13 protein-coding genes are annotated in these 16,773 nt (G+C 67.3%); 9 read left to right on the forward strand and 4 right to left on the reverse strand.

The features are described 5' to 3' along the window. Positions 1–8 precede the first annotated feature (8 nt). Together QPK29_RS16590 and QPK29_RS16595 are read right to left on the reverse strand one after the other, a co-directional pair. Positions 9–389 carry a response regulator transcription factor gene (locus QPK29_RS16590; protein ID WP_056137104.1) on the reverse strand — a complete coding sequence of 127 codons (381 nt, stop codon included), beginning with the start codon at positions 387–389 and terminating at the stop codon, positions 9–11. A gap of 134 nt (positions 390–523) precedes the next feature. Then, positions 524–1,225, reverse strand: coding sequence for a pirin family protein (locus tag QPK29_RS16595; protein WP_371768113.1), 702 nt, complete (start codon positions 1,223–1,225; stop codon positions 524–526). Between the two features lie 155 nt (positions 1,226–1,380). Between QPK29_RS16595 and QPK29_RS16600 the strand changes: the two genes are divergently transcribed. Next, positions 1,381–1,818, forward strand: coding sequence for a MarR family winged helix-turn-helix transcriptional regulator (locus tag QPK29_RS16600; protein WP_371768114.1), 438 nt, complete (start codon positions 1,381–1,383; stop codon positions 1,816–1,818). A 12-nt stretch (positions 1,819–1,830) separates the two neighbouring features. On the opposite strand, the gene QPK29_RS16605 is transcribed toward QPK29_RS16600, so the two are convergent. Both QPK29_RS16605 and QPK29_RS16610 read right to left on the reverse strand, forming a co-directional pair. Further along, complete coding sequence (locus QPK29_RS16605; protein WP_056137107.1) at positions 1,831–2,244, reverse strand: ester cyclase; 414 nt, start codon at positions 2,242–2,244, stop codon at positions 1,831–1,833. 72 nt (positions 2,245–2,316) lie between these two features. Continuing rightward, positions 2,317–2,526 (reverse strand): DUF3820 family protein, encoded by a 210-nt coding sequence (locus QPK29_RS16610; protein ID WP_056137110.1) that lies wholly within the window; start codon positions 2,524–2,526, stop codon positions 2,317–2,319. A 52-nt stretch (positions 2,527–2,578) separates the two neighbouring features. Between QPK29_RS16610 and QPK29_RS16615 the strand changes: the two genes are divergently transcribed. The 8 genes from QPK29_RS16615 (at position 2,579) to QPK29_RS16650 (ending at position 16,772) form a co-directional block, all read left to right on the forward strand. Then, entirely contained in the window at positions 2,579–3,001 is a 423-nt protein-coding gene (locus tag QPK29_RS16615) for a DUF1810 domain-containing protein (protein WP_371768115.1), read from the forward strand. A gap of 93 nt (positions 3,002–3,094) precedes the next feature. Continuing rightward, complete coding sequence (locus QPK29_RS16620) at positions 3,095–4,588, forward strand: NYN domain-containing protein (protein ID WP_371768116.1); 1,494 nt, start codon at positions 3,095–3,097, stop codon at positions 4,586–4,588. A 199-nt stretch (positions 4,589–4,787) separates the two neighbouring features. Then, the gene (locus QPK29_RS16625; protein ID WP_400189783.1) at positions 4,788–5,231 is read left to right on the forward strand and encodes a hypothetical protein; all 444 of its coding nucleotides are present in this window, start codon (positions 4,788–4,790) and stop codon (positions 5,229–5,231) included. A 45-nt stretch (positions 5,232–5,276) separates the two neighbouring features. Next, complete coding sequence (locus QPK29_RS16630) at positions 5,277–6,752, forward strand: sodium:solute symporter (RefSeq protein ID WP_371768118.1); 1,476 nt, start codon at positions 5,277–5,279, stop codon at positions 6,750–6,752. A gap of 11 nt (positions 6,753–6,763) precedes the next feature. Then, entirely contained in the window at positions 6,764–8,635 is a 1,872-nt protein-coding gene (sppA, locus tag QPK29_RS16635; RefSeq protein WP_371768119.1) for a signal peptide peptidase SppA, read from the forward strand. A gap of 289 nt (positions 8,636–8,924) precedes the next feature. Then, positions 8,925–10,271, forward strand: a complete 1,347-nt coding sequence (locus QPK29_RS16640; protein ID WP_371768120.1) for an efflux RND transporter periplasmic adaptor subunit — start codon at positions 8,925–8,927, stop codon at positions 10,269–10,271. 148 nt (positions 10,272–10,419) lie between these two features. Then, positions 10,420–13,536: an efflux RND transporter permease subunit gene (locus tag QPK29_RS16645; RefSeq protein WP_371768121.1), complete on the forward strand. Its 3,117-nt coding sequence runs from the start codon at positions 10,420–10,422 to the stop codon at positions 13,534–13,536. Beyond that, positions 13,533–16,772, forward strand: coding sequence for an efflux RND transporter permease subunit (locus tag QPK29_RS16650; RefSeq protein ID WP_056137126.1), 3,240 nt, complete (start codon positions 13,533–13,535; stop codon positions 16,770–16,772). The genes QPK29_RS16645 and QPK29_RS16650 overlap by 4 nt, the downstream gene beginning before the upstream one ends. Position 16,773: the final 1 nt, after the last annotated feature.

Consider the following 16,773-nt stretch of genomic DNA (forward strand, 5'->3'; position numbering starts at 1 on the left):
GGGCGGGTTCACGAAACTGCGAGGAAGCGGCGTAGGCGCGCCAGCAATTCCTGCGGCTGGAACGGCTTGATGATGAAGTCGTTGGCGCCGGCGTCGAGGGCGCGCACGGTGTCGCGCTCCGTGTTCTTGGCGGTCAGCATGAGGACGGGGACGGCTTCCCAGCCGGCCTGCGCGCGGATCAGGCCCACGATCTCGAACCCGTCCACGTACGGCAGCATCACGTCCAGCAGCACGAGGTCCGGCGCCGGCTGCGACACGACGTGCTGGACGGCGGCGCGGCCGTCGGCCACGTGGATGACGCGATAACCCTGGCGCTCGAGCATGAAGCCGAGGACGTGGGCGATGTGGACGTCATCCTCGACGACGAGGACGCTGGGTTGTGCGCTCATGTTGTTGGAGTCGAAAGTTGCTGTAGGGCTTCATTATACCGGGGGCATTTAACATTCGACGCGCGATTGTGGCGGGCGCACGACTACCAACGGCCGCTTTTTTGCGACCCGTTGGCAGTCTGGCACGCAGCCGGTCAGGCCGGCAGGTCGAACAGCAGGAGTTCCGCCGCCTCGGCCTTGTCGAACACGACCCGTTCCTCGCCACCGATCTTGAGCGCATCGCCATCCTTCAGCGGCACGCCGTTGACCGTGACGTCGCCGCGGATCACGTGGACGTAGGCCAGGCGCTCGCTGTCGAGCGCATGTTCGACCTTGTCGCCTTCGTCCAGGATGGCGGCGTAGATCGACGCGTCCTGGTGGATCAGCACGGTGTCCTGGCGGCCATCGCGCGAGGCGACCAGGCGCAGCTTGCCCTTCTTGCTGTCGGTCGAAAAATGCTTTTCCTCGTAGCTGGGCGGGATGCCTTTCGTGTCCGGCTCGATCCAGATTTGCAGGAAGTGCACGGGATCCGTCTTCGACCCGTTGAACTCGCTGTGGCGCACGCCGCTGCCCGCGCTCATGCGCTGCACGTCGCCGTAGTGCAGCACGGAGCCGGTGCCCATGCTGTCCTTGTGTTCCAGCGCGCCGTCCAGCACGTACGAGATGATCTCCATGTCGCGGTGGCCGTGCGTGCCGAAGCCGGCGCCCGGGGCGACGCGGTCTTCGTTGATCACCAGCAGCGGGCCGAAGCCGCTGTGGCGCGGGTCGAAATAATCTGCGAACGAAAAGCTGTGCTTGGACATCAGCCAGCCGTGGTGGCTGGCGCCCCGTTCTTCGCTCCTGCGGACTTCCATCATGATCTGCTCCTTGTGTGTTTGGGTGTCGATGGAAGCCAGTATAGGGACAGCCCGCGCTGTTGAAAAACGAGTTATTTTCCGTTCTTGCATCGAAAAATTCGATGATGGTGCCGGCCCATGCGGTACACTCCGCCCGCCCCGTCTAAAGGAAAGCCATGACCCGCCCGAGCCCCGACGTCGTCGACCTTGCCGAAGCGCTGCGCAGCGCCGTGAGCGCGTTCGTGCGGTCCGTCCGCTACGACACGGACACGCCCCGTTCCGCCGGTTCGGACACGCTGGAACTGCTCGACCGTGGCGGCCCGGCGAACATCGCCGCGCTGGCCCAGGTCCGCAACGTCAAGCACCAGAGCATGCGCCTCGTGACGGCGCAGCTGGAAGAAGACGGTCTCATCGAGCGCACGCCGGACCCGCAGGACGGCCGCAGCGTGCTGTTCGCCGTCACGGCGCAGGGCCGCGAGCGGCTGCGCGCGATGCGCGCCACGCGCGCCGCCCACATCGCGGACACCATCGTCGAGCGGCTGACGCCCGGCGAATGCGCCGAACTGCGCGCGGCCGTCCGCCTGATCGAGCGCCTGGCCGATCCGGCACGCTGAGCTTTTCCCCGGTCAGCCCTGGCGCAGGCCGGCCAGCACGGCCGCCAGCGTGTTCACGCCCCAGTGCTCGGCGTAGCGGCCGTCCTCGACCCGGACGATGTCGATGACGTCGATCGCCACGTCGCGGCCCGTCGCGGCGACGCCCAGCAGCGTGCCCGTGTGGCGGCCGCGGATGGTCTTGCGCGACGTGACCTTCGCGCCTTCCGCCACCTGGTCGTGGATCTCGACCCGCAGGTCCGACAGCGCCGGGCGCAGCACGTGGTCGAACGTTTGCCACATGCTTTCCGGGCCATCCGCCGCGCCGGGCGGCGCCGTGCGGTTGACGAACGACGGCAGCATCAACGCCTCGAAGGCCGCGCGGTCGCCGCGCTCGATGACATCCAGGTTGAAACGGCGTACGACATCCTTCGGGTCTGCATGGGGCATGGGAATTCCTCGGTCACTGTCCGACGGTGGACGCGTCCGATAATATACAGGCTGGACTGTATAGTCAACGCTTCAACGCTTCAACGGATCGAGCAGGCTGCGCAGGTTGTTATGGTCGAGTTCGTACATGAGGGCGAGCAGCTCGCCCAGCTCGCCCTTGGGAAAGCCTTCGCGGGCGAACCAGCCCAGGTAGTGGCCGGGCAGGTCGGCGATCGTGCGGCCCTTGTACTTACCGTAGGGCATTTCGCGGGTGAGGAGGAGGGTGAGGTGTTCGGGTTTCATGGTGGCGCCACTTTAACAAACATGGCGTAGCATGCGGTCAGGAGGACACTCGATGGCAACCGACTTCAACCTCGAACGCTTCGTGGAAGCCCAGGACGGCGTCTACGACGCGGCGCTGGCCGAGCTGCGCGCCGGCCACAAGCGCACTCACTGGATGTGGTTCATCTTTCCGCAGATCGCGGGGCTGGGCCACAGCGCGATGGCGCAGCGCTACGCGATCCGTTCCGCCGACGAAGCCGCGGCCTATCTCTCGCACCCCGTGCTGGGCCCGCGCCTGCGCGCCTGCGCGACGGCCGTCGCGGGCCACGACGACCGCGGCGTCGACGAGATCTTCGGCCACCCGGACAACCTGAAATTCCATTCCTCGATGACCCTGTTTGCCGACGTCGCGCCCCACGAAGCGATCTTCCAGACCTGCCTGGACCAGTTCTTCGATGGCCGTCCCGACCCGGCCACGCTGGAGCGGCTGGGCTGACCGCGCGGACACCGGACGCGTCCGCGACGGCGCCGCCGACGTTGTTGCGTATAATCCGTGGTCAGCTTGTCTACCAACCACACAACAACACACATGGCTTCATCTCCAGACAATATCAGCATGGCGGTGTTCTGCGACTTCGAAAACGTCGCACTCGGCGTGCGCGATGCGAATTACGAGAAGTTCGACATCAAGCCCGTCCTCGAACGCCTGCTGCTCAAAGGCAGCATCGTGGTCAAGAAATCCTATTGCGACTGGGATCGCTACAAGGGCTTCAAGGCGACGATGCATGAAGCGAACTTCGAACTGATCGAAATCCCCCACGTGCGCCAGTCGGGCAAGAATTCCGCCGACATCCGCATGGTCGTGGACGCGCTCGACCTGTGCTACACGAAATCGCACGTGAACACGTTCGTGATCGTCTCCGGCGACTCGGACTTCTCGCCGCTCGTCTCCAAGCTGCGCGAGAATGCGAAACGGGTGATCGGCGTGGGCGTCAAGCAGTCGACGTCGGACCTGCTGGTCGCCAACTGCGACGAATTCATCTTCTACGACGACCTCGTGCGCGAACAGCGCCGCGCCGCCGCCAAGCGCGACGAGCGCAAGGCCCAGCCGCAGCAGGGCCGCCGGCCGTCGGACGAGAACAACCGCAAGCGCGAAGACATGGAAGCGCGCAAGCTGCAGGCGCTGGAGATGGTCGTCGAGACGTTCGACGCGCTCGTCTCGGAACGCGGCGACACCGGCAAGATCTGGGCCTCGCTGCTGAAGGACACGCTGAAGCGCCGCCGTCCGGACTTCTCCGAGACCTATTACGGTTTCCGCACGTTCGGCAACCTGCTGGAAGAGGCGCAGACGCGCGGCCTGTTCGAATTCGGCCGCGACGAAAAATCCGGCACCTATGTCTTCCGCGGCGCCAACGCCCAGGTCGACCTGCAGCCGGTCGATGCCGCGCCGCTGGAGTCGCCCGTCGAGCAGCCGCAGGTGGCGTCCGAGCCGGCTGCCCAGGAAGCCGGCGACGAACTGGCGGCGGAAACCCAGGGCGAGCAGCCGACGGAAATCCCGGCCGCCGCCCGCGAACCGCGCCGCCGCGGCGGCCGCGGACGCAAGGGCCGCGAAGGACAGGCACCCGCGGCCGCGCTGGAAGCGGTGCAGGACGCCGTGCCGGTTTCCGAGGAAGCCGCGATCGCCACCTGGCCCGCGCCGACGCCGGACCTGGCCGAGGCGCCGGAGCCTGTCGTTGCAGCCGAGGAACCCGTCGGCGCCGCCGAAGACGCGCCCGCGCCGGTGAAGGAACGCCGCCGCGCGACGCGCGCGCCGCGCAAGCGCAAGGAAGAGGCCGCCGGCACGGCCGTGACCGCGGAGGCAGTGGCGCAGGAAGACAGCGCCGCGGCGCTGGACGCGCAGGCTGCCGTCGCGGAAGCTGCGCCCGCCGAGTCCGTTGCGGCGGAAGGCGAGGACGAGGAGCAGGGCGCGAAATCGGCCCGCAAGAAGTCGGCCCGCCCGTCGCACAAGGCGCCGTCGCGCAAGCCGGCCGCGCGCGCACCGCGCCGGCCGGCCAAGCCGAAGACGCCGCCGGAGAACGGCTGATACACCGTCATTCCCGCGCACGCGGGAATCCATGCTGAATTTCCGGATTCGAGCGTCGGACAGGCCCGCAAGGCATCCGACGTAGCGATCTCCTGTCGCTCAGCATGGGTTCCCGCTTTCGCGGGAACGACGATTAGCTGCGCGCGTGTCCCATCCGGGCCTGTGCAATAATGACAATAACGCCCCCGCGTCCACTGTCATGCAAAGGCCCACCATGCGCACGCTCACCGGTCTCTTCGCCTGCCTCCTCGCCACCGCCGCGCTGCCGTCCCAGGCCGCCGCACCTTCCGCGGCGCATCCCTTGCTGGGCATCTGGATCCTCGCGATCCCGCAGCTCGGCTGTTCCGAGACGTACCACTTCCGCGGCGACGGCACCACGCTCGTGAAAAGCGCGGACGAAGTGTCGGAAAGCGAATTCACGGTCGCCGAACAGCCCAGCGCCAAGGGGTTTTATAAACTCGACGACAAGATCGTGAAGGACAACGGCAAGCAGGATTGCTCCGGCGAGATCATGAAGCCGGGCACGCGCGCCACCAACTACATCCGCTTCCACCCGTCCGGCGCGCGCTTCGTGATGTGCCGCGACGAGACGATGGAGGCGTGCATCGGGCCGTTCGAGCGGATGCCGGGGCAGGGGATCTAATATCAGGTATATTGCCGGGCGATCAAATAACTTTTTGGATCCCCGATGTCCCCGGCTTTACTTTTCTGCATCCTCATCGCGTATTTCGCCCTGCTGCTCGGCGTCGCCTGGGCCACGGGGCGGGGTGCCAACAACGACAGTTTTTTCATCGGTAACAAGAGCAGCAACTGGATGCTCGTCGCGTTCGGCATGGTCGGCACCACGCTGTCCGGCGCCACCTTCATCAGCGTGCCTGGCGCAGTCGGGGCCGACGGCTTCGGCTATGCGCAAATCCTCATCGGCTACGTGATCGGCTACATCGCGGTCGTCTACCTGCTGCTGCCGCTGTACTACCGTCTCCGGTTGACCTCGATCTACCACTACCTCGACGTGCGCCTCGGCCGGCGCGCCTACCAGAGCGGCGCCGGGTTCTTCATCCTGTCGCGCCTGTTCGGCGCCACGGCGCGGCTGTATCTCGTCGTCGCGGTCCTGCAGACCATCATCCTCGACAGCCTCGGCGTCCCGTTCTGGCTCACGACCTTCGTCATCCTCGGCATGATCCTGCTGTACACGGTCCAGGGCGGGGTGAAGACCATCGTCTGGACCGATACGCTGCAGACGACGTGCATGCTGGCCGGCCTGTTCGCCTGCGTCGCGTTCATGCTGGGCCAGCTCGACCTGACGATCCCCGAGGCGTTGCGGCAGATGCAGGACAGGGGCCTCGCGCGCGTGTTCACGCACGACCCGGACAGCCCCGGCTACTGGCTCAAGCAGATCGTGGCCGGCGTCTTCATCGTGCTGACGATGACGGGCATGGACCAGGAAATGATGCAGAAGACGATCTCCGTGAAGACCCTGCAGGATTCGCAGAAGAACCTCTTGAGCCTCACGGCCGTGCTGGTCGTCGTGCTGTGCGCCTTCCTGTTCCTGGGCGGCCTGCTGTACCTGTACGCGCCCAGCGCCGGCGTGACGGCGACGGGTGACAAGATCTTCCCGGCGGTCGTCATGGGCCACCTGCCCGCCGCGGTGCAGATCATCTTCCTGGTCGCGCTGATCTCGGCGCTGTTTCCCAGTGCCGACGGTGCCATCACGGCGCTGACGTCCACGTTCTGCATCGACATCCTCGGCATCAAGCGCCGCACCGACCTGACGGAACGCCGGCGCGTGCGCCTGCGCCGCCATGTGCACCTCGCGTTCGCCGCGCTGTTCCTGGCCATGGTGCTCGTGTTCAAATGGGTGGACAATCCCAGCATGATCGTCGTCATCCTGAAACTGGCCAGCTATACATACGGACCCTTGCTCGGTCTGTTCGCCTTCGGCATGATGACGACGCGGACGCTGCACGACCGCCTCGTGCCCGTGGTGACCATCGGTGCGCCGATCGTGTGCGCGCTGCTGGAGTATAACCAGCATGCGCTGCTGGGCAGTTACCGCCTCGGCCTCGAATTGCTGATCGTGAACGGCGCCCTCGTATTCGCCGGCCTGTTCGCGATCTCGCGCCGCGCCGAGCCGTCCGCACTGACCGAACCGAAACTCAACTAGCCGGAGCCTCAATGTCATTCAAGCCTTTCTCCTCCCTGCGCCGCGGCATTGGCGCGCTGTGGCGCGGCCTCGACGCCACCCGCCGCTTCGTGCTGAACCTCATCTTCCTGGTCATCCTGATCGCCTTCTTCTGGGCCCTGTTCGGCGGCGGCCTCAAGCCGCTGGCGCCCAAGACGGCACTCGTGCTGGACCTGAAGGGCGAACTGGTCGAGGAACGCGCGGGCAGCGTGCGCGATTCCGTCGTCGCCGGCCTGGCGGGCAACGGCCGCCGCCTCGTGCGCCTGCCGGACGTGCTGAAGGCGCTGGACGGCGCCGCGAAGGACAGAAACGTGAGCGAAGTCCTCGTGCTTCTGGACGAGCTGGATGGCGGCGGCCTTGCCTCCGTGCGCGAGATCGGCGCGGGCATCGAGCGCGTGAAGGCGGCCGGCAAGCGCGTCGTCGTCTGGGGCGGCAACTTCGACCAGAAGCGCTACCTGATCGCCGCGCACGCCAGCGAGATCTATCTGCATCCGATGGGCATGGTGCTGATCGAAGGTTTCGGCCGCCACCGCAATTACTACCGCGACGCGCTGGACAAGGTCGGCGTCACCGTCAACCTGATGAAGGTCGGCACGTATAAAAGCTTCGCGGAGCCGTTCATCGGCAACGGCCCGTCGCAGGCCGCGCAGGAGGCGGACGCGTTCCTGTACAACGGGCTGTGGACCGCGTACACGGCCGAAGTCGAGAAGGCGCGCAAGCTGCCGGCGGGGGCGATCGCGAAAGGCATCGACGAGTTGCCGCAGCGCCTGCAGGCGGCCAACGGCAACGCGGCCAAGGTGGCGCTGGACTGGAAGCTGATCGACGGCGTCAAGACCCGCGACGAAGTGCGCGACATGTTCATCAAGCGCGGTGCGTACGACGACCGCATCAAGAGCTTCCGCCAGGTGAGCTTCGGCGACTACATGGCGCGCAATCCGGAGAAGCCGTTCGGCGACGCGGTCGCCGTGGTCGTCGCGGCCGGCGACATCACGGAAGGCACGGGCGGCCCCGGCATGGTCGGCGGCATCTCGACGGCGAACCTGATCCGCAGCGTGCGCGAGGATTCGTCGGTGAAGGCCGTCGTCCTGCGCGTCAATTCGCCGGGCGGCAGCGCCTACGGTTCGGAACTGATCCGGCGCGAGCTGGAACTGACGCGCGCGGCCGGCAAGCCCGTCGTCGTGTCGATGGGCGACGTGGCCGCGTCGGGCGGCTACTGGATCTCGATGGCGGCCGACGAAGTCATCGCCGACCCGTCCACCGTCACCGGTTCGATCGGCGTGTTCGCCATCCTCCCGACCGCGGACAAGGTCGTCGACAAACTCGGCATCCACACGGCCGGCGTGACGACCACGTGGCTCGCGGACGCCTACAATCCGCTGCGCCCCCTCGATCCGCGCTTCGGCCAGCTGATCCAGTCGAGCATCAACCACGTGTACGACGAGTTCACGACCAAGGCCGCCATCGCGCGCAAGACGACGCCGGCCAAGATCGACGAAGTGGGCCAGGGCCGCGTGTGGACGGGCACGCAGGCCAAGGAACGCGGCCTCGTCGACCGCCTGGGCAGCTACGGTGACGCGCTGCGCTCGGCGGCGAAGCGCGCCAGGCTGGGCGACGATTTCCGCGTCATGTATGCCGAGCAGCCGACCACGCTGGCCGAGCGCGTGCTCGAGCGCATGGGCCTGTCGAATGCGCAGATCCTGAACGTGCAAGTGAAGCTGGGCCTGCTGCCGGTCGACCTCGGCGCGGCCGCGCTGGGCGGCAACGCGACGGCGGGCATCACCAGGGACCTCGGCTGGCTGTCGGCCGTCGCGGACCGCAAACAGCCGTTCGCGGCCGTCACGCACTGCCTGTGCGGGGTGCCCTGAACCTTTCCGGAGCGTTAATCTTTGTAACAGCATGTAGTCGGGCAACCCTACACGGCAAAACGGGGGCGGGAATCTTCCCGCGCCCGTTTTGTTTCGATCTCCCCGCATGTAGGCGGCTTTGGTGTAAAGCCATGTAAAGATGCAACTATCCACGCCCGGGCACGTCGCCCGCTCACCAGGCTGAACGATTGGCTGTCCGTACGTTACGAAACATAAAGTCCCTCTTGGGCGTGCTACATTCAAGGGAACTTTTATTGTGCTTTTGAACACTCGGCCACCAGGGATCAGCATGGATTCGACCGTCACACCCGACAAGAATAAAACCCCGACCCAACCCAAGCGCTCGCGCCGCACCCGCATCATCGGGATCCTCATCGCCATCGTCGCGATGGGCGGCCTGGGCTGGCTCGCCTGGCACCTCGTGCACCAGCAGCCGCAGGGCGCGCCCGGCGGCGCGGGGAGGCAGGGCGCGGGCGGACCAGGGGCGGGCCGCGGTGGTCCGGGCGGCGGGCGCGGCATGCCGGCAACGACGGTCGGCGTCGGCAAGGCCGAGCATGCCGACATCCCGATCGTGCTGGACGCCCTCGGCACAGTGACCCCGGCCGCCGTCGCGACCGTGCGGCCGCAGGTCGGTGGTGTGCTGCAGAAAATCCTGTTCACGGAAGGCCAGCTCGTCAAGCAGGGCCAGGTGCTGGCGACCATCGACCCGCGCCCGTCCCAGATGGCGCTGCTGCAGGCGACGGGCCAGCGCCAGCGCGACGAGGCCCAGCTCGAATCGGCCAAGGTCCTGCTGTCCCGCTACCAGACCCTGCTCCAGCAGGACTCGATCGCGCGCCAGGACGTCGACACGCAGGCGGCCCTCGTGAAACAGCTGCAGGGCGCCGTCACGACCGACAAGGCGGCCGAAGGCATCGCCCAGATCAACCTCGGCTACACGCAGGTGCGCGCGCCGATCGCCGGACGCGTGGGCCTGCGTACGGTGGACATCGGCAACCTGGTGGCCAGCAGCGATGCGAACGGCATCGCCGTCATCACCCAGCAATCGCCGATCGACGTCGAATTCGCCGTGCCGCAGGACCACCTGCCCGCGATCCAGGCGCGCATCAACGCGAACGCCACGCTGCCCGCGACGGCGCTGGACCGCACCCGCACGCGCGAGCTGGCGCAGGGCCGCTTCATGGCGCTGGACAACCAGGTCGACACCTCGACCGGCACCGTCAAGGCCAAGGCCCGCTTCGGCAACGAGGCTTCCAAGCTGTTCCCCAACCAGTTCGTGAACGTCCGTCTGCAGGTGAACGTCATCAAGAACGCGATCACGGTGCCGGTGACGGCATTGCGCCACGGCGCCAACGGCGACTACGTCTACGTGCTGGATCCGCAGACCCGCACGGTGAAGCTGACGAACGTGAAGCGGGGCGAGGAGGATGCCGAGCGCGTCGAGATCACGAGCGGCCTGAAAGGCGGCGAGACCGTCATCACGGAAGGCGCCGACCGCCTGAAGGATGGCGCGAAGGTGACGCTGCCGGGCGAGCATCCGGCGCGCGGTGCCGGTGTTCAGGGCCGCCAAGGGGCGCAGGACGGCGCGCAGCAGGGCCAGCACCGGCGCCGCCAGCAGCAGGAAGGGGCGGCACAATGATGTCGTTCGCAGTCGCCGAGGCCCGCGCCACCAGCATGTCGTTCCCGCGCAGGCGGGAATCCAAGTACTGCCCGCACCGCGTCGGCTCGAAAAACTTAGGCCCCGGCCTGCGCCGGGGCGACGGTCTCGCGTGTGACGGAGATGGTCGATGAGCCCATCCGCACCGTTCATCCGCCGCCCCGTCGCCACGTCGCTGCTGATGCTGGCGATCGTGCTGGCGGGCCTCGTCGGCTATAAATTCCTGCCGCTGTCCGCGCTGCCGCAGGTCGACTTCCCGACGATCCAGGTGCAGACGCTGTACCCGGGCGCGAGTCCGGAAGTGATGGCGCGCACCGTGACGGCGCCGCTGGAACGCCAGTTCGGCCAGATGTCGGGCCTGGCGCGCATGAGTTCCAACAGCGCGGCCGGCGTCTCCGTGATCACCCTGCAGTTCACGCTTGGGCAGACGCTCGACGTGGCCGAGCAGGAAGTGCAGGCCGCGATCAATGCCGGCGGCTCGCTGCTGCCGACCGACCTGCCGGCGCCGCCCGTCTACGCCAAGGTCAACCCGGCCGACGCGCCCGTGCTGACGCTCGCCATCACGTCCGATTCGATGCCGCTGACGGAGGTGCAGAACCTCGTCAACACGCGTCTCGCGCTGAAGATCAGCCAGGTGACGGGCGTGGGCCTCGTCACCCTGCAGGGCGGCCAGCGTCCGGCCGTGCGCATCCAGGCCAACACCGAGGCGCTCGCCGCCAACGGCCTCGGTCTGGACACGCTGCGCACCGCGATCACGAACGCCAACGCCAACAGCGCCAAGGGCAGCTTCGACGGCCCGCTGCGCGCCTACACCATCAACGCCAACGACCAGCTGGTGACGGTGCCCGACTACACGAATTTGATCGTCGCGTACAAGAACGGCGCCCCCGTGCGCCTGGGCGACGTGGCGAAGGTCGTCGACAGCGCGGAAAACGTCAAGCTGGGCGCGTGGGCGAACATGAAGCCGGCGATCATCCTGAACGTGCAGCGCCAGCCGGGCGCCAACGTGATCGCCACCGTGGACGCCATCAAGCAGCGCCTGCCCGAGCTGCAGGCCAGCCTGCCGCAGAGCATCCACATGGACGTGCTGTCGGACCGCACGAACGGCATCCGCGCTTCCGTCGAACACGTGCAGATCGAGCTCGTGCTGGCCGTCGTCCTCGTCGTGCTCGTGATCTTCGCGTTCCTGCACAGCATCCGCGCCACCGTGATCGCGAGCCTCGCGGTGCCGATCTCGCTCGTCGGCACGTTCGGCATCATGTACCTGCTCGGGTACAGCCTGAACAACCTGTCGCTGATGGCGCTGACGATCGCAACGGGCTTCGTCGTCGACGATGCCATCGTCATGATCGAGAACATCTCGCGCTACATCGAGGAAGGCGAGAAGCCGATGGACGCCGCGCTGAAGGGCGCCACGCAGATCGGCTTCACCATCATTTCGCTGACCGTGTCGCTGATCGCCGTGCTGATCCCGCTGCTGTTCATGGGCGACGTCGTGGGCCGGCTGTTCCGCGAATTCGCCGTGTCGCTCGCCATCACGATCCTGATCTCGGCCGTCGTGTCGCTGACGCTCGTGCCGATGATGTCGGCCCGCTGGCTAACGCAGCACGACAAGTCGCACAGGTCGGGCTTCGAGCGTCAGTTCCAGTCGTTCTTCGACTGGACCGTCGGCCACTACGACCGCGGCCTGAACTGGGTCCTTGCGCGCCAGGGCCTGACCCTGCTCGTCGCGTTGGGCACGCTCGTGCTGACGGCGATCCTGTGGACGTTCATCCCGAAAAGCCTGTTCCCCACGCAGGACACGGGCCAGCTGCAGGCGCGCGTGGAAGCGCGCCAGGCGATCTCGTACAGTTCGATGGCCGAGATGCAGCAGGCCGCCGCGCGCGAGATCCTGGCCGACCCGGACGTCGAATCGCTCGCGTCGACCGTGGGCGTGGATGCCGCCAACAACACGATGCTCCACACGGGCACCATGCTGATCAACCTGAAGGCGAAGCACGACGACCAGCAGGATGTCATGAACCGCCTGCGCCGCCGCGTGGCGCAGAACGTGGCCGGCGTCACGCTGTACCTGCAGCCGACCCAGGACCTCACCATCGACGCCGAGACGGGACCGACCCAGTACCGCCTGTCGATCGAGGGCGCGGACACGAAGACGGTGACGGAGTGGGCGAAGAAGATGGTCGACGCGATGGCGCGCCGCAAGGAGCTGGCGAACGTCGTCACGGACGCGGGCGCCACCGGCGCGGCCGCCTACGTCAACATCGATCGCGACAGCGCGTCGCGCCTGTCCGTGACGGCGTCGAACGTCGACGACGCGTTGTACAGCGCGTTCGGCCAGCGCATCGTGTCGACCATCTTCACGGAGACGAACCAGTACCGCGTGATCCTGGAAGCGCAGCAGGACGACAAGATGTCGCTCGACGCGCTGTCGGACCTGCAGCTGCGCACGGGCTCCGGTGCGCCGACGCCGCTGTCCGCGATCGCCTCCATCACGGAGCAGGCCGCGCCGCTGCAGATCACGCACGTGGCGCAATACCCGGCGACGACCATCGGTTTCGACACCGCGTCCGGCATCAAGCTGGGCACCGCCGTCGTCGCGATCAAGGAAGTCGCGCAGGAGATCGGCCTGCCGGGCTCCGTGACCATGACGTTCCTCGGCGCGTCCGGCGCGTACCAGGCGTCGCTGTCGAACCAGCTGTGGCTGATCCTCGCGGCCGTCGTCTGCGTGTACATCGTGCTGGGGGTGCTGTACGAGAGCTACATCCACCCGCTGACCATCCTGTCGACCCTGCCGTCGGCCGGCGTCGGCGCGCTGCTGGCGCTGGGGATCACGGGACAGGGCCTCGGCGTCATCGGCATCATCGGCATCATCCTCCTGATCGGCATCGTGAAGAAGAACGCGATCATGATGATCGACTTCGCCATCGAGGCCGAGCGCGACGAGGGCAAGGACCCGCGGACGGCGATCCACCAGGCCGCGATGCTGCGCTTCCGTCCGATCATCATGACGACGCTGGCGGCGTTGTTCGCCGCCATCCCGCTGATGCTCGGCTGGGGCGAGGGCGCCGAGCTGCGCCGGCCGCTGGGCCTCGCGATCTTCGGCGGCCTGATCGTCAGCCAGCTGCTCACGCTGTTCACGACGCCCGTCATCTACCTCGCGTTCGACCGCCTCGCGCGGCGCTGGAGCGGCGCGGAACCCGCCAAACCCGGCGGCGCGGTGAAACCCGGCGGAGCGGGCGCATGAGTCTCTCGCAGCCGTTCATCAAGCGGCCCATCGCGACGGTGCTGCTGACCATCGGCATCGCGCTGGCGGGCATCGGCGCGTTCTTCGTGCTCCCCGTGTCGCCGCTGCCGCAGGTCGACTTCCCGGCGATCTCCGTGTCGGCCAACCTGCCGGGCGGCAGTCCGGACACGATGGCGACGTCGGTCGCCACGCCGCTGGAACGACGGCTGGGCGTGATCGCGGGCGTCAACGAGATGACGTCCAGCAGCGGCAACGGCTCCACCCGCATCAACCTGCAGTTCGACCTGACGCGCCAGATCGATTCCGCCGCGCGCGAAGTGCAGGCCGCGATCAACGCGGCGCGCGCCGACCTGCCGGCCACCCTGCGCAGCAATCCGACGTACCGCAAGGCCAATCCGTCCGACGCGCCCGTGATCATCCTGGCGCTGACGTCGAAGACGCGTTCGCCCGGCCAGATCTACGACGACGTGTCGAACGTCGTGCAGCAAAAGCTCGCGCAGGTAAAGGGCGTGGGCGACGTGGAGATCGGCGGCGGCTCGCTGCCGGCCGTGCGCGTCGACCTGAACCCGTACCAGCTGAACCAGTACGGCCTGTCGACCGAGGACGTGCGCGCCGCCATCCAGGCGACGAATGCCAACCGGCCGAAGGGCGCGCTGGAAGGGCAGGGCATGCGCCTGCAGATCTATTCGCAGGCGAACACGCCGACCAATGGCCGCACGGCGGCCGACTACAAGGGCCTCGTCGTCGCATGGCGCAACGGTTCCGCCATCCGCCTGCAGGACGTCGCCACGGTCTGGGACGGTGTCGAGAACATCAACACGCTGGGCCTGTTCAACGGCCAGCCCGCCGTGATCGTGCTGGTGACGAGCCAGCCGGGCGCCAACGTCATCGAGACCGTGGACGGCGTGCGCGCGCTGCTGCCGCAGCTGCAGGCCCAGTTGCCGCAGGACGTGCGCATGCAGGTCGCGTCGGACCGCACCAATTCCATCCGCGCGTCGCTGCACGAGATCGAGATGACGTTGATGATCTCGATCCTGCTCGTCGTGCTCGTGGTCTCCGTGTTCCTGCGCAGCGTGCGCGCGACCGTCGTGCCGGCCGTGGCGACCGTCGTCTCGCTGCTGGGCACCTTCGGCGTGATGTACCTGCTGGGCTTCTCCCTGAACAACCTGTCGCTGATGGCGCTCACGGTGGCGACGGGATTCGTCGTCGACGACGCCATCGTCGTGCTGGAAAACACGAGCCGCCACGTCGAGCAGGGCATGGACCGCATGAAGGCGGCGCTGCTGGGCGCGCAGGAAGTGGGCTTCACGGTGCTGTCCATCAGCCTGTCGCTCGTGGCCGTGTTCATCCCGCTGCTGTTCATGGGCGGCCAGGTGGGCCGGCTGTTCCGCGAATTCGCCGTCACGCTGTCGGCCGCCGTGATGATCTCGCTCGTGATCTCGCTGACGACGACGCCGATGCTGTGCGCGATGCTGCTGAAACCGGGCCAGGCGCTGCACGACCACGTGGGCCGCAAGCAGGGCCGCCTCGCGCGCTGGGCCGAGCGGGCCTTCGACGGCGTGCTGAAGTCGTACGAGCACGCGCTCGACTGGGCGCTCGACATGAAGCCGCTCGTGATGCTGATCCTCGTGTTCGTCGTCGGCCTGAACGTGTATCTGTTCTCGGCCGCGCCGAAAGGCTTTTTCCCGCAGCAGGACACGGGCCAGGTCAACGGCGGCCTGCGCGCGGACCAGAGCATCTCGTTCCAGGCCATGCAGGGCAAGCTGCGCCAGCTCGTGAACATCATCAAGAGCGATCCGGCCGTCGACACCGTCGTCGGCTTCACGGGCGGCTCGCGCGCGGGCGGCGGCTTCATGTTCCTGAATCTGAAACCCGTCGACGAACGCGCCAAGGGCGAGAGCGGCCAGGCCGTGATCGCGCGCCTGCGGCCGAAGCTCGCGCAGGTGACGGGCGTGCAGCTGTTCCTGAACCCCGTGCAGGACCTGCGCATGGGCGGGCGCCAGTCGAACTCCACGTACCAGTACACCTTGAAAAGCGACAACCGCGCCGACCTGAAAACGTGGGCGACGAAGCTGGCGGACGCGATGAAGGGGCAGAAGGCGCTGACCGACGTCGACACCGACCAGGCGGACAACGGCGTCGAGACCTATGTCGACATCGACAAGCAGACGGCCGCGCGCCTCGGCATCAGCGCAAAGGACATCGACAACGCGCTGTACGACGCGTTCGGCCAGCGCCAGGTCGCCAACATCTACGACGAGTTGAACCAGTACCACGTGATCATGGGCGTCGCGCAGCAGTATGCGCGCTCGCCGGCCGCGCTGGACGACGTGTATGTGCCGGCGAAGAACGCGCCCACGGCCGCCGCCGGCACGCCCGCCGCGCCCGCGAACCTGACGGCCGCGCGCGATCCGTCCGGCGGCGCGGCGCTGTCGTCGTCCGCCACCACGATGGTGCCGCTGTCCGCCATCGCCCACTTCGCGGAGCGCTCGACGCCGAGCTCAGTCAACCACCAGGACGGCGAGCTGGCGACGACGATCTCGTTCAACCTCGCGCAGGGTTTTTCGCTGTCGGAAGCGCAGCAGGCGGTCAAGCAGGCGGAGGCCGATATCGGCATGCCGACCAATGTGCGCGGCAGCTTCCAGGGCCAGGCCAAGCAGGCGCAGGAATCGAGCCAGCAGCAGCCGCTGCTGATCCTCGCCGCCATCGTCGTCATCTACATCGTCCTCGGCATCCTGTACGAAAGCCTCGTGCATCCGATCACGGTGCTGTCGACGTTGCCGTCGGCCGGCGTGGGCGCCGTGCTGGCGCTGCTGCTGTTCCACATGGAGTTTTCCATCATCGCGCTGATCGGCGTGTTCCTCCTGATCGGCATCGTGAAGAAGAATGCGATCCTGATCATCGACTTCGCGCTGGAAGCGGAGCGCGCGCGCGGCCTGTCGGCCACGGAGGCCGTGCGCGAGGCGTGCCTGCTGCGCTTCCGCCCGATCCTGATGACGACCCTGGCGGCGGCGCTGGGCGCGCTGCCGCTGGCGATCGGCTTCGGCGAGGGCTCCGAGCTGCGCCAGCCGCTGGGCATCGCCATCATCGGCGGCCTGGTCGCGAGTCAGCTCCTGACGCTGCTGACCACGCCCGTCGTCTACGTCTACCTCGACAAGCTCCGCCGCCGCAACGCGGACGAGCATCACCTGGTCCGCCATCCGCTGGAGGACCAGCCCACGACTTCCCAGCCATGAA

It is taken from the genome of Massilia orientalis (assembly GCF_030411975.2).
GTDB lineage: Bacteria > Pseudomonadota > Gammaproteobacteria > Burkholderiales > Burkholderiaceae_D > Telluria > Telluria orientalis.

Coding starts and splice junctions, on each gene's coding strand:
- QPK29_RS16590 (WP_056137104.1), bottom strand. CDS start 389: ATGAGCGCACAACCCAGCGTCCTCGTCGTCGAGGATGACGTCCACATC.
- QPK29_RS16595 (WP_371768113.1), bottom strand. CDS start 1,225: ATGATGGAAGTCCGCAGGAGCGAAGAACGGGGCGCCAGCCACCACGGC.
- QPK29_RS16600 (WP_371768114.1), top strand. CDS start 1,381: ATGACCCGCCCGAGCCCCGACGTCGTCGACCTTGCCGAAGCGCTGCGC.
- QPK29_RS16605 (WP_056137107.1), bottom strand. CDS start 2,244: ATGCCCCATGCAGACCCGAAGGATGTCGTACGCCGTTTCAACCTGGAT.
- QPK29_RS16610 (WP_056137110.1), bottom strand. CDS start 2,526: ATGAAACCCGAACACCTCACCCTCCTCCTCACCCGCGAAATGCCCTAC.
- QPK29_RS16615 (WP_371768115.1), top strand. CDS start 2,579: ATGGCAACCGACTTCAACCTCGAACGCTTCGTGGAAGCCCAGGACGGC.
- QPK29_RS16620 (WP_371768116.1), top strand. CDS start 3,095: ATGGCTTCATCTCCAGACAATATCAGCATGGCGGTGTTCTGCGACTTC.
- QPK29_RS16625 (WP_400189783.1), top strand. CDS start 4,788: ATGCAAAGGCCCACCATGCGCACGCTCACCGGTCTCTTCGCCTGCCTC.
- QPK29_RS16630 (WP_371768118.1), top strand. CDS start 5,277: ATGTCCCCGGCTTTACTTTTCTGCATCCTCATCGCGTATTTCGCCCTG.
- sppA (WP_371768119.1), top strand. CDS start 6,764: ATGTCATTCAAGCCTTTCTCCTCCCTGCGCCGCGGCATTGGCGCGCTG.
- QPK29_RS16640 (WP_371768120.1), top strand. CDS start 8,925: ATGGATTCGACCGTCACACCCGACAAGAATAAAACCCCGACCCAACCC.
- QPK29_RS16645 (WP_371768121.1), top strand. CDS start 10,420: ATGAGCCCATCCGCACCGTTCATCCGCCGCCCCGTCGCCACGTCGCTG.
- QPK29_RS16650 (WP_056137126.1), top strand. CDS start 13,533: ATGAGTCTCTCGCAGCCGTTCATCAAGCGGCCCATCGCGACGGTGCTG.